Raw genomic sequence first — 14,361 nt, forward strand, 5'->3', positions numbered from 1 at the left:
TCAATTCACTTGAACAGGCCGTCTGAAAACCTTGGCTTAACCAAAATCCGGCCGTGTAACGTTCGGCGATAATCATGTTAATAGCTGACGAAATCGCTTTTACATGGCAAAATAACGAGTTAAATATTTGTAATAGGGTGGCCTGAATAGGTTTCAGACGGCCCTGATCTCTTGAAGGAATCAACATGTCTTTGCAAAACATCATTGAAACGGCTTTTGAAAACCGTGCCGAAATCAATCCGAATACCGTTACCCCCGAAGTGCGTGAAGCGGTTTTGGAAACCATCAGCCAACTCGACTCCGGCAAACTGCGCGTTGCCGAGCGTTTGGGTGTGGGCGAATGGAAAGTCAACGAATGGGCGAAAAAAGCCGTATTGCTGTCTTTCCGCATTCAGGACAATGAAATCCTCAACGACGGTGTGAACAAATACTTCGACAAAGTGCCGACTAAATTTGCCGATTGGTCTGAAGACGAATTCCGTAGCGCAGGTTTCCGCGCAGTTCCGGGTGCGGTTGCCCGCCGCGGCAGCTTTGTGGCGAAAAATGTCGTGTTGATGCCTTCTTATGTCAACATCGGCGCATACGTTGACGAAGGTGCGATGGTCGATACTTGGGCGACTGTCGGCTCTTGCGCGCAAATCGGTAAAAACGTGCACTTGAGCGGCGGCGTCGGCATCGGCGGCGTACTTGAGCCTCTGCAAGCCAGCCCGACCATTATTGAAGACAACTGCTTTATCGGTGCGCGTTCTGAAATCGTTGAGGGCGTGATTGTCGAAGAAGGTAGCGTGATTTCCATGGGCGTGTTCATCGGTCAATCTACTAAAATCTTTGACCGTACTACCGGCGAAATCTATCAAGGCCGCGTACCGGCTGGTTCGGTTGTCGTATCCGGCAGCATGCCTTCCAAAGACGGCAGCCACAGCCTCTACTGCGCGGTTATCGTTAAACGCGTGGATGCGCAAACCCGTGCGAAAACCAGCGTGAACGAATTGTTGCGCGGTATCTAATCGGATAAAGATGACGCCGACTGAGGGTGGGTGGCAAAGCCTGCTTTACGGTCGGGTGTGAATACAAAACAGGCAGAATGTTCTGCCTGTTTTTTATGGCTTAAAGGCCGTCTGAAATGATTTCAGACGGCCTTTTGTTTTTGATGACGGGTTGTTTAAGATAATCGAAGGAGAGGGGTTCTTTGCCTGAAATTACGCTTTCGGCCAGTCGGCGCAATAGTATTGCCAATAGACTTCGATAAAAGGAATCTCGCCGTAATCGCACAGCCACGGTTTGGCGCGTGTGGTGTAGTGGATAACGGGCGGAACGGTGTCGGGTTTGGGGAATACTTCGCTGAGGTTTCGTTTTTGGAAATATTCGACTGCGCCGGTCTGGAAGTTCCAAGATTCTTCTAGTTGCAGCCAGTTTTTTTGAAATACGGTGTTTAGAAAGCATTGGTCGCCGTAGGGAACGGATTTGTCAATGGTGGTAGCAGTTTGCAGCAGTTGCGCCGCAATATTCTGTTCCCGCCATTGCGCCAGGTCGGCCAACAGCATACCTGAATTGAAATAGGGCGTGGTGTGCAGGTCGATAGGGTGTTCCCACTCGGTGCGCGCCAAAACGGAATCTTGTACCGCTGCAACGGGATAACCGCGCATATCGAGGTTGAACAAATCATGCAGGGGTTGGGTAACCACCATATCGCTGTCGAGATAAAGGGCGCGGTCGACAGGAAGGTGCTGCATCATCAGGCGGAAAAATGCGGCATCCGAAATATGGGACAGGCGGCGATATTGGCTGAAGTCGACTTCGATTTTGACATCATTCAGGCGGCTGCCGCTGGCTGCGAGCTTTTGGTTGGTATAGTCGATCCATTCCCGCCTGAAGGTATTGTGCATGAGGTAGAAATTGACATTTGTGTTGTGTGTGCAGACGGATTTCATCAGGGTATGAACCTGCTCGGCATAGCCGGTATCGGCGGCAAGAACGATAGTGATGTTGCTCATTGGTTAAATTCCCTTTATTTGCAATGCCTTAAATTTTATCAGTCATTTTCTTGATCTTGTGCGGTCGGTAAGGAGGTGTGATCTTCGTTTTCCGACATGGCTTTTTCTAATAAATCGCGTTGCAGCTGTTTGCCGGCTTTGATGCCCAATTTGCGCAGTTTTTCGGTGCTGCTGATGAGGTTGCCCCTGCCGGAAACCAAGCGGCTGTAGGCCGTCTGAAACTGGGATTGAGCCTGACCGAGCGCTTTATTGATGCCGTCCATGCTTTCGACAAAGCCGACAAATTTGTCATAAAGTTTGCTGCCTGCCTCGGCAATGGCCAGTGCGTTTTGGTTTTGCTGCTCGTTGCGCCAGATGTTGGCAACGGTGCGCAGGGTGGCGAGCAGGGTGCTGGGGCCGGTCAGCATGATGCGTTTGTCGAAACACTCTTGGAAGAGGTTTGGATCGTGTTGCAGGGCGAGGAGGTAGGCCGGTTCGACAGGGACGAACATAAAGACGAAGTCCAGCGTTTTGACGCCCTCAAGGTCGGTGTAATCCTTTGCAGCCAAGCTTTTGATGTGGGCGCGGATACTGGCGACGTGGTTGGCAAGCTCGCGCTCTGCTTCTGCGCCGGTGCTTTGCGTATAGCGGACGTAGGCGGTCAGCGATACTTTGGAGTCGATGACGATTTGTTTGTTGTCGGGCAGATTGATGAGAACGTCGGGCTGGAGGCGGCGTTGGGTGCCGTCTGCTTCGTGGCGGACGCTGGAGGCTTGAACGATGTATTCGCGGCCTTTTTGCAGGCCGGAATTTTCCAATACGCTTTCCAAAATCATCTCGCCCCAGTTGCCTTGGGTTTTGTTTTGCGTGCCGGTCAGCGCAGTGGTCAGCGCTTTAGCATCGTGGTGGAGCTGGGTGTTGAGGGTTTGCAGGCGTTTGAGCTCGTTTTCGATGGTCAGGCGTTCTTTGGCTTCTTTTTCATAGGTTTGCTGAACCAGTTCGCTGAAGCCATGTATGCGTTCGTTGAGCGGATTGAGTAGTTGCTGGAGATGGTCGTGGTTTTGTTCGGTAAAGCGGCGGCTTTTCTCTTCCAGAATAGTGTTGGCGAGGTTTTGGAACTGGTCGCTTAGGTTTTTACGCGCATCTGCCAATAGAGCTAATTTTTCTTCGGCAGCCTGACGGTCTTTTTCCGATTGGGTGTTGAGGCGCTCGTTTTGGACTTGAAGCGCGTGGTTTTGCTCTAAAAGGGCGGCGTATTCTTGTTTCAGACGGCCTTTTTCGGCTTCCTGTTGCTGTAAAAGACTGTTTTTTTCGTCGATATTGGCTTTTTCTTGCGTCAATTGTGTGGAGAGGCGTTCGTTTTGGACTTGCAGCGCATGGTTTTGCTCTAACAGCGTGTCGTAGTCTTGTTTCAGACGGCCTTTTTCCGCTTCCTGTTGTTGCAAAAGCGTATTTTTATCTGCACTCAATGCTTGTTCTTGAACCAGCTGCGTGTTTAGGCGTTCGTTGTTGATTTGCAGGTTTTGCGCACTTTGCTGCCATTTTGTACATTCGTGTTTTAAAGCTTCGGCTTCGGCCTCGCAATCTTGCAGATAGGCAATCTGTTTTTCGGCTGCGGCAAAGCGGTTGCCCGTTTCCTGCAATTCGTCTTGCAATTCCTGCACGGTATGGCGGCTTTGCGCCAAATCCGCCGCAGTTTGAGCCTGAACCTGTTCGGCAAACTCATGCAGGCGGCGGCTTTCGGCCAATTCTTGCAAAACAATAAAGTGTCGGCTTTGTGCTTGGTAGCGTGTTATCAGCCAAGCAAACAGCGCGCCGATAAAAAATGCGGCCGCGCCGGTCAGGATTAGGGTGGTGTTCATGCTGGAAATAGTCAATACGCAGAATGTTTCACTATATCATATATTTGCAACGCATTTTATGGTCGGATATGTACTAGAAACGTGTGTTTTCTTTAAAAGAATCTATCAAAGGTATTGGTTTTGACTAATTTAAGATTTGGGCTGCGGAAAGGATAAATTTATAACATTTTGAATTTAAAAATATATTTAATTTAGAGTGCAATTTTGCAACAAAAAAGGAGGGATTTTATGGGCACAGCAAGATACGTTTGTAGTGTGTATGTAATTAAGACATCGGTGTCATTGAGAAAGACATCGGTGTCATTTTCAAAACAAAATATAAATTAACTAAAATCTTCATTATGTATATTTTTAGTATTTTATCTTTACGGAAAAGTTGCATTAATTAACGATTAACACGGTATGATTCGTCCTGTCGCCAGCGTAGATGCTGGCGAAAGAATGTGTATGTTGTTAAATAACATTTTGTATCTATGAAAAAGGACTACTTAAAATGGGACATTTAATAACGCTTGCTGCCGCTTCTTTAATCGGTATGTCCGGAATATCGGCTTCTGCCATCGGCATCTCCCGTAATATCAAAACGGCTATACACAAATAATTCAATTATAAACGAATCAATTACAATACCTTAGAAAACGCAACTTAGGCCGTTTTTCGGCCGACAGACAAGAAAGTGAGATAAACAATGAAAACTTTAATCAAACTGGCAGCAGCCTCTTTAATCGGTATGTCCGGCCTGACCGTCGGTGCAACCAATATCGCCCACAATATGGCTGATGCCGATAAATAAAAAATACACAACACACCCTTAAATACACAGAAAAGAGTTAAAATGAAAACATTAATCAAATTGGCCGCAGCTTCTTTGATCGGCATGTCCGGTTTGACAGTTGGTGCGACCAAAATCGCAAAAAATATGGCAGAAGCTGCCAATAAATAAACGCAAGTGAAATTAAGCTTGTTTTGGTGATAAAAAAGGCCGTCTGAATATTCAGACGGTCTTTGTATTTGATGGCAAACCGTTTTATTTGCCGATGCAGAAGCGCGAGAAAATCACGCCCAGCAAATCGTCGGCGGTAAATTCGCCGGTGATTTCGCTGCACGCGTTTTGGGCGAGGCGCAGGTGTTCGGCGAAAAGCTCGATTTGGTTGTTGTTGCAGAGGGCGGCGTTTTCCAGCTCGGCTTCGGCTTCATGCAGGGAGTTGAGGTGGCGGTTGCGGGCGAGGAACAGGCTTTCGCTTTCGCCCTGCCAGCCGACTTCCTGCAACAGTGCCTGTTTGAGCAAATCGAGACCCGCGCCGGTTTTGGCGGATAGGCTGATGACGGTGTCCGCGCCGGTTTGAGCGAGGCCGTCTGAACGGACGGCGACGGGTTCGCCGGTCAGATCGGCTTTGTTGTGGATTTCGATTTTTTTCAAACCTTCGGGAAGGCTGTTCAAAATGGCTTGGGTTTTGGTGTTCATGCCTTCGCGCGGGTCAATCAGAATCAGGGCGACATCGGCTTCGGAGACGGCTTTGCGGCTGCGCTCGATGCCGATTTGTTCGACCACGTCGTCGGTTTCGCGCAGGCCGGCGGTGTCGATGATGTGGACGGGCACGCCGTCGAGGGTGATTTGTTCGCGCACGGTGTCGCGGGTGGTGCCGGCGATGTCGGTTACGATGGCGATGTCGTCGCCCGCCAAGGCGTTGAGCAGGCTGGATTTGCCGACGTTGGGCGCGCCGACGAGGACGACGTTCATGCCTTCGCGCAAAATCGCGCCTTGTTCCGCGCTGGCGATGACGGTTTTCAGACGGCCTTGCAGGGCTTGGAGCTTGCCGCGCGCGTCGGCGGCTTCGAGAAAGTCGATGTCTTCTTCGGGGAAGTCCAGCGTGGCTTCAACCAGCATCCGCAGGGTAATAAGGTCGTCCACCAGCTCGTGTATATGTTGGGAAAACGCGCCTTTGAGCGAACGCAACGCCATGCGTGCGGCGGACTTGCTGGAGGCGTCGATGAGGTCGGCGACGCTTTCGGCTTGGGCTAGGTCGAGTTTGTTGTTGAGGAAGGCGCGTTTGGTAAATTCGCCCGGCTCCGCCATGCGCGCACCCAGTTCGAGGCAGCGCGAGAGCAACATGTCCATCACGACGGGGCCACCGTGTCCCTGCAACTCAATCACATCTTCACCGGTAAAGCTGGCTGGCGCGGCGAAGTAGAGCAGGATGCCGTTGTCTATCGGCTGTCCGTCGCCGCCGAGAAAGTCGGTGTAAAGCGCGGTGCGCGGCTTGGGCGTTTTGCCGCCGCTGAGGGTTTGCGCCAAAGGCAGCAGGTTTTTGCCGGAAAGACGGATCACACCGACGCCGCCGCGTCCGGGTGCGGTGGCGATGGCGGCGATGGTGGGTTGGGTTGCGGACATGGTTGGCTCGTATCTGGAATTTAATAGACGGTATTATATAGTGATTTCACGATGATGCAGGCCGTCTGAAAACCTTGATTTCGGTTTCAGACGGCCTTTGACTTTGATGGAATTAAAATGATGAACCTTCCTGCTTCAGAAATTCTGCTTCTTCTTCCGTGGTTTTACGCCCCAATACGGCGTTACGGTGCGGATAGCGTCCGAAGTGGTCGATGATGACTTTGTGTTTGATTTCAAAGGCCAATGCGTTTTCATTGGTATAGCGTTCAAACAGCGGTACGGCTTGTTCATGGATAACTTGGCTTTCGCTGTGCATCAACGGCATTAGCATGAAATGGCGTTCATGCGGAAGGAGGTCGGCGAAGCCGGGTTGGCGAACGGCTTCTTGGGCAAGAATGAGTGCAGCAGTATCTTGGGCAAACGCTTGAGGGCTGTCGCGGAACAGATTGCGCGAGAATTGGTCAAGAATAATGATTTCGGCGAGCCTGCCTTGCAGGGTATCGCGCCAGTGTGAAAGTTCGCCGCGAGCTGCCTGCTGCCAGATATCGAAAAATTGAGCGCGAATTTGGGCATCGAATCCATTGTTGCGGGCAAATTGGAAAGGGTGGTTTTCTTCGGTAAACCAGAAATCTAAGACAGTTTGAGGTGTCATGAAAACTCCTTGAAATAGAGTACAGGGAAAATTGAGGCCGTCTGAAAAATTAGAGAGATGCTTTCAGATCATCTTAACCATCAGCGCTTGCGTGAGAAAAGATCGGTAGCGGAGCGGATTGTTGCTCACAATATGCAATTTATGATCTACATCTTTTCAGGATGGGCTCCTTACTACTCTGGTACAGTTCCTTCACTTTGTTCAAAATATTTTTGTAATTTTGATATAAATTGCCGACAGATTTTATTCGTATGTGGAGACGACGACAATATTTTGCACTTGGAAAACTTTGCTTGCGTTGCCGACATAAGCTGTTGCACCAATCACTGCGATTTTCATGTGTGACTTCTTGTTGAGATTCGATTGATGAGATGAGCGCATGCAAAGGCCGTCTGAAACTTTTAGTTTCAGACGGCCTTTAAATTAAGATGATTAAACAGCGGCGACGGTAAAACGTTCAAACAAATGCGCTTTGTTTTCCACATCGTCGGCGATGGCGACTGCCAAATCGGCCACGCTGATGCCTGCCGGAATTTCACCGTCCATCAGCAAATCGTCTTTGCCCAAGCGGTATTTGCCGGTTTGGTCTTCGCTGAAACCGCCGTCTGCGCCCAGTCGTGCCGGAGGGGAAACGAAAGACCAGTTCACGTCGCGGCGCGGCAGGAGTTCTGCCAAGAGATGGCGTGCGGCATTGGCGCCGTCGAAAATTTCTTTCGGGAAGTCGGGCGTATCGATAACTTGCAAACCGGGTGCCACATACAGGCTGCCCGCGCCGCCGACGACCAATAAATAAGGCACTTGCGCTGCTTTTGCCGCTTCGACGATGCTGTTTGCGCCGCGTGTGAAATCCGCGCCGATGTTGGGATTGGTCCAGCCCGGGTTGAACGCGCTGACTACGGCGTCAAAGCCTGCCAGCTTGTCGGCGAAGTCTGCCGCGTTGACATCTGCTGAGACGGCGGCAACATTTTGCGCTTGGAAAACTTTATCCGTATTGCGGGCGAAAGCGGTTACTTCATGACCGCGGCCTGCCAATTCTTGCACGACTGCGTTGCCGACATAACCTGTTGCGCCGATGACTGCGATTTTCATGTTTGACTCCTTGTGGGGATGTGATTGATTAGATGAGTGCATTGTAAGGCCGTCTGAAACGCTTGATAATCCCTGTTTTGCTGTTATTATTGTGAAGTTAAACTAAACAATAGATAGAAAAAGGCCATCTGAAATGGAGGTTAAGTTTCAGACGGCCTGTTGTTAGTTTCAGGAAGTGATGCCGGTGATGTTACCCTTTGTATCAAATGAAACATAAAAATAGTATTCATCGTCGGGTACCAATGCATCGTCATCATTGTGAAACACGATATAGAGATTTTGATCGACAAAATCCAATGCTTTCGACTTTAAATCTTGAAGGAAGCTTTCCGCTGTTGGATGCGGATTGGCAAAAAATTCGTTTTTGGTGCGGATGCCGTTGTGTTTACGGATATGTTCGAGCAGGTATGCGTTTAAGGGGGAGTAGAGTTGCGCCTGTTGTGCAAATGCTTCCGTTAAGCGTTTGAGCGCCCTGCTTGCCGGTTTTTTTGCCGTCTGCGTTCAAAGATAATTTCACAGGCAGCCCTGCCCATTTTGAAGATGCCTCGAAAGTGCCCATAAATGTGTCTAATCTGAATGTTGCTTCAGATATTCTCGGCGTAAGTTTTCCAATTTTTGATTATGTGCGTCAGTTTCAAGTATTTCAACTAAAAGTATATTGCTTAACCAATCACTTCCAAATGGCTCCCAATCCATGCCTAACTTGCTATGGGTACGGTATATAGTCAGTGGTTTGAGTGTCTGAAATAAGCAGTTTTTAAAGGGGTTGTTTGCATCATCTTCTGCCCAGGTCAGATTGTATATGGGTTGATCCATGAACGTACCGCTTCCAACATGGATATAGCCCAAAATTGGGCAGCTTTTGCCTTGGAATTGTTTTTTACCTCCACCTATGCCTGCATTAACCTTAAATGTTCCCATTTCAGGACCGAAATCTGAAGTCAAAATCAAAAATTCATCTGTTTTATTGAAGAATAAGTCGGCATAAACCGTTGTATTCAAATCTAAAGCTGCCAAACGTTCATATACATATTCATCTTCGGCAGAATAACCAAGACCTAAAAATCGCATCAGACGCTGCAGTAGTCCTTTGGGTCTATAAGGGTTAGATGTGTCGAAATCAGCCATTTAATCATCCTTTTAAAATATAAATATCAATAGGCGGTATACCTTAAAAAGGGTAAATATGCAAATGGCTATAAATAAATATTATTCAATCGCCCAATCAGTTCCGCGCCGATTTTTCATCCGCGCTATATAATCCGCAGTATTCCTAACAGGCCGTCTGAAAACACCAATTTCAGTAAAGTAAACATCATGCAAGACATCAAACCCCTGCTTGTTTTCGCTACCGTCCTCGAACACGGCAGCATGAACGCCGCTGCTGCCGCGTTGGGCATGACGCCGTCTGCCGTCAGCCAGCACATCAACCGCCTCGAAACCCTGCACGGCATCAAGCTGTTAAACCGCAGCACGCGCAGTCTTGCGCCTACCGATGTCGGCCGCGCCTTGGGCGAATACTGCCGCCGTCTCGCCGCCACGCTTGCCGATACGCGTACCGTTATCGACAACCTCAAAACCGAACCCGTCGGCGAATTGCGCATTTCCCTGACTTCCTGCGTCATCGGTTCCCGCGCTTTTCAGACGGCGTTTGCAAGATTGCAAACCGAGTTCCCAAAAATCCGTCCTGTCCTTAATTTCAGCGATACTTTGGACGACCTGCAACACAATCAGACAGACATCGCCATACGCGGCGGCGACCGCGCTTTGGACGATCCCAACTTGGTTGCGCGCCATCTCGTGACTTGGCCGTACATCATTTGCGCCGCACCCGATTATCTCGACCGGTATCCGCCCATTACCCATCCCTCTCAGCTTCATGCACACCGCTGGCTGCATTTTTTACCTGTCCGCACGACCTTGCAAAATGGTGAAGAAAGCTATTTCCTTGACGTCGCCGACAGCATTGCCTGTACGCATCTTGCCGCCGTGTGCAGCCTGACCGAAAGTGGATTTGGTTTGTCTTTGCAAGTGGGCGGCGAAGTAAGGGAGAAAATTGCACAAGGTCGTCTGAAAGCGGTTTTGCCTGAATGGACATTGCCGCCGGTCAGCCTTTATTTGGTAACGCCTTATCGTGTGCAGTCTGCCAAAACCGAGGCTGCCATGCGCATTTTTACCGAGAGTTTTGTTAAGGAAGGGGATTTATGAACGCGGAAAATTGGAGCGTTTATCTGATTTTGTGTGAAAACGGCGCGTTTTATTGCGGCATCAGCAACCGTCCGCAAGAGCGATTTGCGGTGCACTTGTCAGGAAAAGGCGCAAAATACACGCGTTTGAACAAGCCTGTCGAGATGCGCATCGTTTCAGACGGCCTGAACAAGAGTGAAGCGCTGAAACGGGAAATCGGCATTAAGAAATTGACGGCAGAGCAGAAGCGGGGATTGTGGGCTGAAGCTGAAACATTGGCAAAAGGTTAATAGCATTGGATTAAATCGTAGTTGGAATATGAAAAACTCTATAAACAAGTAGGCCTGCCAGTGTCTTTTGCATGGCCAAACGGCAAATGTTTATTAATATGATTCAAAAAGGCCGTCTGAAACCTGATTGGGATTCAGACGGCCTGTTTGGGATGGGGATGGCTTTCAGGTTGACGCTACTCATGGAGAAGTCGGTAAAAAGTTGAATTCTAAAAGAAACTTTGAAAATAAAATGAGTAACTGCTTGAACAATAAAATGAAAGTTATCGCGCTTCATGACAAATGGGGTAAATTTCTATCCGAGTAGAGAGGTGGTGTCAATATGTTTTTCAGTTTTTGAGACAAAATCTGATTTATACCAATATTTATTATAGTGTAGGTCGAAAGTATTAGTTTCTATGCTAGAATTTTTAAGCTGTTTATATAAAACAGCGATTTAAACTAAAACTAAGGAAAGACCGAACATGAACAAATTACTGATTGCCGTAATGATGATGGCTGGTTTGACAGCTTGTTCCCAAGAGGCTAAACAGGAGACACAAGAGACTGCTCAAGCCGTTGCATCTGAAGTTAAAAACGAAGTTGCTTCTGCTGCCGATGCGACTGCATCCGCCGCTCAAGAAGCAGCTGATAAGGTTGAAGCCGCTGCCAGCAAAGCAGAGGAAGCCGCCAAACCTGAAGAGGCCGCCAAGCCCGAAGAGAAAGCCGAAGCGCCTGCCGCTGAAGCCAAGCCTGCCGAATCCGCCAAAGTGGACGGCAAAGCTGTTTTTGAAGCGAACTGTAAAGCATGCCACAGCGGCTTGATTCCCGGCGCTCCGGCCGTAGGCAAAAAAGAAGACTGGGCGCCTCGCATTAAACAAGGCAAAGACACCTTGCACAAACACGCCCTCGAAGGCTTTAATTCCATGCCTGCCAAAGGCGGCAACGGCAGCTTAAGCGACGACGAAGTGAAAGCCGCAGTTGACTACATGGCCAACGAATCCGGCGCTAAATTCTAAATCATGCAGATTGAAACGCACCTTGCCACAAGGTGCGTTTTTTATGGGCAGACGGATGAAAGTTAAAATAGGGCCGATAAACAGGCAAAGGCCGTCTGAAACATTTTATTTTGAAGCACAATCGGCTAAAATCAGACGAATGATTTTATGCAGGAGCAAACCATGAACAATCAACACGACAACGTAGATGCCGGCGAAATCGCCAAGTTCAGCCAAATCGCCGATAAATGGTGGGATAAAAACGGCGAATTCAAGCCCCTGCATGACATCAACCCCTTACGCCTCGACTATATCGACGGCTATGCCGGATTGGCAGGCAAACGCGTGCTGGATGTAGGCTGCGGCGGCGGTATTTTGTCGGAAAGCATGGCCAAACGCGGCGCAGAACACGTGACCGGCATCGATATGGCGGAAAAATCCCTGCAAACCGCCGCTGCCCATGCGGCCGCTCAACACGTTGCCAATATCGATTACCGCTGCATCCGCGTCGAAGACCTAGCCGCCGAGCAGCCGCACAGCTTTGACGTGGTAACGTGTATGGAAATGATGGAACACGTTCCTGATCCGTCTGCCATCGTTCAAGCCTGTGCGAAACTGGTCAAACCCGACGGCATGGTGTTTTTCTCCACCATCAACCGCAATCCCAAATCTTATCTGCATCTGATTGTCGGCGCAGAATATCTGTTGAAATTCGTCCCCAAAGGCACGCACGACTGGAAAAAATTTATCACGCCGGCAGAACTCGCGCGTATGTGCCGCCAAGCCGGATTGGATACCGTCGGCAGCAAGGGCATGACCTACAATTTGTTGAGCGGCCGTTATTCCCTGTGCGACTCGACCGAGGTTAACTATATGGTTGCCTGCCGTCCGGCGTAAGGTTACACGGATAAAACACACGGGCTTGTCCGATATTTAAAACACTATGTCAAAAGCAGCTTAATTCAAATATCGGTAAGGTAAATCAGGCCGTCTGAAAGGAAAAAAGGCATGTGCGATACATGCCTTTTTTGTATGTGGGTTGTACTCGTTATTCCGTCCAAGACGAATACGGATGTTTGCTCAAATACGCATTGGTGAATTTACCGTCTGCCGTGATTTCCTTGCCCAGCCAAGACGGTTTGGGGAACTCGGTATCTTCAGACGGCAATTCGATTTCCGCCACAATCAATGGCGCGTTGTCGCCGAAATATTCGTCGATTTCATACACAAAGCCTTCAAATTCAACCCGATAGCGGTATTTTTCCATTTTAAACGGACACATATCCGCCATCATCGCTTGCGCGTGAGCCAGCGGGATTTCGTATTCAAACTCGCTGCGCGTCATGTCGGAAATATAGCCTTTCAGGGTCAGCCATGCTTGCGAACCGATAATCCGCACACGGATGGTGCGCTCTTTTTCCACGCTCAAATAGCCCTGTTGCAACACCAGCGGCTCGCCTGCCGCTTCGCGCCAACTGTCATCCGCCAGCAAAAAGCGGCGTTCGATTTCGACCGTCATGAATTCTTTCCTTATTTACCAAACAGGCCGTCTGAAGATCAAAACGGCTTGAAAACCACCATATAAAGCGCGGCCACCATCATCAATACGGGGAGTTCGTTGAATACCCGATACCAGCGGTGCGAATACACATTGCTGCCGTTCTGGAAACGGCGCAGCAGCATGCCGCAATAAAGCTGGTAGGCCAAGAGCAGCAGGCCGCACAATAATTTAACCGCCAGCCAGCCGTTGCCCCACCAATTGTTTACAAACCCGATGGCCGCACCGAATATCAGCGTTCCCCAGCCCAAAGGCGACATAAAGCGGTACAGCCGCCGCGACATATCCGTCAGCCGTACATATTCCACGCTGCCGGGTTCTAATTGCGCCAGATTCACATAAATCCGCGGCAGATAAAACAGTCCCGCAAACCAAGAAATTACAAAAAATATGTGTAACAGCTTAAACCACAAATACATTTCAGACGGCCTCAAAACCTAAAACCGTTATTTTATCCGCAATGCGGCCCAAGCCGAAACAAAATAGTCAAAACAATCCGACAGGGTGCGCCGCAACAATGTGTTGCAGGCATGATTTTACCCAAAAGCCAAATTGTAAATTCTGCAATAATATGCAAGTTGGGATATGCACAATGCAAAAAACTTGTTAGAATTCTATGCTATTTAATTATAAAAACATTATGGACGGAAAACATGAAACAATTCGAAATCAGCAACAGCGTCAGAAAAGAGCTTAGCAACTACCTGAATACGCGCAATCTAAACCTCAAAGCCGCCATGGACAACGAAACAACCAATGGCGAAGTCGCGGCCATCGTTCATGCAGGATTGCCGGCGATGATTCGGAAAATCTATTCTTTGGAAAAAATGAAAACCTTTTTCTGGACGAAAAAAGATTTGATGATGGAATTTATCAATATGCGTTTGGCAGCAGGCGATAAAAAGGGCAAAAACTAATTTTAGCGATGGGTAGGAGGAAGATAGGAGTTTGAAATGCGGACTTCTGTTTTTCTCGATGTCTTGTTAGGGACAGTGCTTGCTCATTGTTCCTAATAAGTTTTGATAACCGAAAGGCCGTCTGAAATTTAAATGATAGGGCATGGGAACATGCCCTATTTTTATGGGCGGCTTGTCCGCATTGGGAAAATATTGAGCTTGGCAACCGTTGCGGCGTTCCGCGCCGGGTAGTTTTATCGGCTGAATGGTTTTTATATTTGTTTTGCTGAAAATATTGAATTGATTATAAAAAGGCCGTCTGAAACATTTCAGACGGCCTTTAGCGTTGAATCAGTAATTAAAACGGCGGGTTTTCAAATCAAGCTACGTTGTCAAAACCGCTGTGGCGGAGCAGAGCATCCAGGCTTGGTTCGCGGCCGCGGAAGGCTTTGAAGGATTCGGCTGCGCTGCGCGAACCGCCGACG

At 48.9% G+C, this 14,361-nt stretch carries 14 protein-coding genes; 6 read left to right on the forward strand and 8 right to left on the reverse strand.

The annotated features are described in order from the left end of the window. Positions 1 to 185: 185 nt before the first annotated feature. The gene (gene dapD, locus O3661_RS08315; protein ID WP_371493036.1) at positions 186 to 1,007 is read left to right on the forward strand and encodes a 2,3,4,5-tetrahydropyridine-2,6-dicarboxylate N-succinyltransferase; all 822 of its coding nucleotides are present in this window, start codon (positions 186 to 188) and stop codon (positions 1,005 to 1,007) included. Between the two features lie 192 nt (positions 1,008 to 1,199). On the opposite strand, the gene O3661_RS08320 is transcribed toward dapD, so the two are convergent. The 6 genes from O3661_RS08320 to O3661_RS08345 all read right to left on the reverse strand — a co-directional run bounded on the left by O3661_RS08320 (position 1,200) and on the right by O3661_RS08345 (position 9,096). After that, on the reverse strand, positions 1,200 to 1,994 hold the full coding sequence (locus tag O3661_RS08320; protein WP_371493037.1) for a glycosyltransferase family 8 protein: 795 nt from the start codon (positions 1,992 to 1,994) through the stop codon (positions 1,200 to 1,202). Positions 1,995 to 2,032: 38 nt separating this feature from the next. Further along, positions 2,033 to 3,835: a DNA recombination protein RmuC gene (gene rmuC / locus O3661_RS08325; protein ID WP_371493039.1), complete on the reverse strand. Its 1,803-nt coding sequence runs from the start codon at positions 3,833 to 3,835 to the stop codon at positions 2,033 to 2,035. A 1,027-nt stretch (positions 3,836 to 4,862) separates the two neighbouring features. Continuing rightward, on the reverse strand, positions 4,863 to 6,227 hold the full coding sequence (mnmE, locus tag O3661_RS08330) for a tRNA uridine-5-carboxymethylaminomethyl(34) synthesis GTPase MnmE (RefSeq protein ID WP_371493040.1): 1,365 nt from the start codon (positions 6,225 to 6,227) through the stop codon (positions 4,863 to 4,865). Between the two features lie 112 nt (positions 6,228 to 6,339). Then, positions 6,340 to 6,879 carry a DUF924 family protein gene (locus O3661_RS08335; RefSeq protein ID WP_004520918.1) on the reverse strand — a complete coding sequence of 180 codons (540 nt, stop codon included), beginning with the start codon at positions 6,877 to 6,879 and terminating at the stop codon, positions 6,340 to 6,342. A 432-nt stretch (positions 6,880 to 7,311) separates the two neighbouring features. Beyond that, a complete protein-coding gene (locus O3661_RS08340; protein ID WP_128582097.1) occupies positions 7,312 to 7,968 on the reverse strand; it encodes an NAD(P)-dependent oxidoreductase in 657 nt (218 codons plus the stop codon). Between the two features lie 567 nt (positions 7,969 to 8,535). Continuing rightward, positions 8,536 to 9,096, reverse strand: coding sequence for a hypothetical protein (locus O3661_RS08345; RefSeq protein WP_371493041.1), 561 nt, complete (start codon positions 9,094 to 9,096; stop codon positions 8,536 to 8,538). A gap of 189 nt (positions 9,097 to 9,285) precedes the next feature. Between O3661_RS08345 and O3661_RS08350 the strand changes: the two genes are divergently transcribed. The 4 genes from O3661_RS08350 (at position 9,286) to ubiG (ending at position 12,319) form a co-directional block, all read left to right on the forward strand. Then, positions 9,286 to 10,176 (forward strand): LysR family transcriptional regulator, encoded by an 891-nt coding sequence (locus tag O3661_RS08350; protein ID WP_371493043.1) that lies wholly within the window; start codon positions 9,286 to 9,288, stop codon positions 10,174 to 10,176. Continuing rightward, the gene (locus tag O3661_RS08355) at positions 10,173 to 10,445 is read left to right on the forward strand and encodes a GIY-YIG nuclease family protein (protein ID WP_308887078.1); all 273 of its coding nucleotides are present in this window, start codon (positions 10,173 to 10,175) and stop codon (positions 10,443 to 10,445) included. The genes O3661_RS08350 and O3661_RS08355 overlap by 4 nt, the downstream gene beginning before the upstream one ends. 464 nt (positions 10,446 to 10,909) lie before the next feature. Then, complete coding sequence (locus O3661_RS08360) at positions 10,910 to 11,443, forward strand: cytochrome c5 family protein (RefSeq protein WP_371493044.1); 534 nt, start codon at positions 10,910 to 10,912, stop codon at positions 11,441 to 11,443. A gap of 147 nt (positions 11,444 to 11,590) precedes the next feature. Further along, positions 11,591 to 12,319, forward strand: a complete 729-nt coding sequence (gene ubiG, locus O3661_RS08365; RefSeq protein WP_107724005.1) for a bifunctional 2-polyprenyl-6-hydroxyphenol methylase/3-demethylubiquinol 3-O-methyltransferase UbiG — start codon at positions 11,591 to 11,593, stop codon at positions 12,317 to 12,319. Positions 12,320 to 12,470: 151 nt separating this feature from the next. On the opposite strand, the gene O3661_RS08370 is transcribed toward ubiG, so the two are convergent. Further along, positions 12,471 to 12,941, reverse strand: a complete 471-nt coding sequence (locus tag O3661_RS08370; protein ID WP_004520907.1) for a CYTH domain-containing protein — start codon at positions 12,939 to 12,941, stop codon at positions 12,471 to 12,473. A gap of 38 nt (positions 12,942 to 12,979) precedes the next feature. After that, positions 12,980 to 13,399, reverse strand: coding sequence for a CopD family protein (locus O3661_RS08375; RefSeq protein WP_263338496.1), 420 nt, complete (start codon positions 13,397 to 13,399; stop codon positions 12,980 to 12,982). Between the two features lie 234 nt (positions 13,400 to 13,633). Here O3661_RS08375 and O3661_RS08380 point away from each other — a divergent pair, with 234 nt between their 5' ends. After that, on the forward strand, positions 13,634 to 13,897 hold the full coding sequence (locus O3661_RS08380; protein WP_036492715.1) for a hypothetical protein: 264 nt from the start codon (positions 13,634 to 13,636) through the stop codon (positions 13,895 to 13,897). Positions 13,898 to 14,361 lie beyond the last annotated feature (464 nt).

The sequence above is a fragment of the Neisseria sp. 20925_1_37 genome (assembly GCF_041433255.1).
Lineage (GTDB): Bacteria > Pseudomonadota > Gammaproteobacteria > Burkholderiales > Neisseriaceae > Neisseria > Neisseria flavescens_D.

Excerpts from the sequence above, each read along its gene's own strand:
- dapD (WP_371493036.1), top strand. The coding sequence starts at position 186 with ATGTCTTTGCAAAACATCATTGAAACGGCTTTTGAAAACCGTGCCGAA.
- O3661_RS08320 (WP_371493037.1), bottom strand. The coding sequence starts at position 1,994 with ATGAGCAACATCACTATCGTTCTTGCCGCCGATACCGGCTATGCCGAG.
- rmuC (WP_371493039.1), bottom strand. The coding sequence starts at position 3,835 with ATGAACACCACCCTAATCCTGACCGGCGCGGCCGCATTTTTTATCGGC.
- mnmE (WP_371493040.1), bottom strand. The coding sequence starts at position 6,227 with ATGTCCGCAACCCAACCCACCATCGCCGCCATCGCCACCGCACCCGGA.
- O3661_RS08335 (WP_004520918.1), bottom strand. The coding sequence starts at position 6,879 with ATGACACCTCAAACTGTCTTAGATTTCTGGTTTACCGAAGAAAACCAC.
- O3661_RS08340 (WP_128582097.1), bottom strand. The coding sequence starts at position 7,968 with ATGAAAATCGCAGTCATCGGCGCAACAGGTTATGTCGGCAACGCAGTC.
- O3661_RS08345 (WP_371493041.1), bottom strand. The coding sequence starts at position 9,096 with ATGGCTGATTTCGACACATCTAACCCTTATAGACCCAAAGGACTACTG.
- O3661_RS08350 (WP_371493043.1), top strand. The coding sequence starts at position 9,286 with ATGCAAGACATCAAACCCCTGCTTGTTTTCGCTACCGTCCTCGAACAC.
- O3661_RS08355 (WP_308887078.1), top strand. The coding sequence starts at position 10,173 with ATGAACGCGGAAAATTGGAGCGTTTATCTGATTTTGTGTGAAAACGGC.
- O3661_RS08360 (WP_371493044.1), top strand. The coding sequence starts at position 10,910 with ATGAACAAATTACTGATTGCCGTAATGATGATGGCTGGTTTGACAGCT.
- ubiG (WP_107724005.1), top strand. The coding sequence starts at position 11,591 with ATGCAGGAGCAAACCATGAACAATCAACACGACAACGTAGATGCCGGC.
- O3661_RS08370 (WP_004520907.1), bottom strand. The coding sequence starts at position 12,941 with ATGACGGTCGAAATCGAACGCCGCTTTTTGCTGGCGGATGACAGTTGG.
- O3661_RS08375 (WP_263338496.1), bottom strand. The coding sequence starts at position 13,399 with ATGTATTTGTGGTTTAAGCTGTTACACATATTTTTTGTAATTTCTTGG.
- O3661_RS08380 (WP_036492715.1), top strand. The coding sequence starts at position 13,634 with ATGAAACAATTCGAAATCAGCAACAGCGTCAGAAAAGAGCTTAGCAAC.